This is a genomic window from Psychrobacter sp. 16-MNA-CIBAN-0192 (assembly GCF_040309565.1).
Classification (GTDB): domain Bacteria; phylum Pseudomonadota; class Gammaproteobacteria; order Pseudomonadales; family Moraxellaceae; genus Psychrobacter.
The window spans coordinates 1-289 of record NZ_JBEOOX010000115.1; the positions used below are offsets into that span (position 1 = coordinate 1).

Here is a 289-nt window from a genome sequence, read left to right on the forward strand (position 1 = left end):
TGCCAGCGACACAAGCTCAGTATTTGACAGCCATAACCTCGACATTTTAGCTAATACCTTATCGTTAATGGCGTTAACTGTATTGGGTTCTATTTTAATTGGCGTGCCACTGGCGTTTATTAGTGCTTATGTGCATTTGCCATTTAAAAAATTATGGCTGGTTATATTTGCAGCTCCCTTAGCTATACCGAGTTATATAGGGGCGTTTACACTTTATGCAGCTTTTGGCCCTGGGGGGGAAATAAATAACCTGCTTGGTATTCCAACGCCCTCAATGGACGGCCTTAGC

1 protein-coding gene is annotated in these 289 nt (G+C 42.9%); it reads left to right on the top strand.

Annotation, left to right across the window (positions count from 1 at the left end; genetic code table 11):
* A partial coding sequence (locus AAEY78_RS12570; protein ID WP_352339670.1) for a hypothetical protein occupies positions 1-289 on the top strand: 289 nt, incomplete at both ends.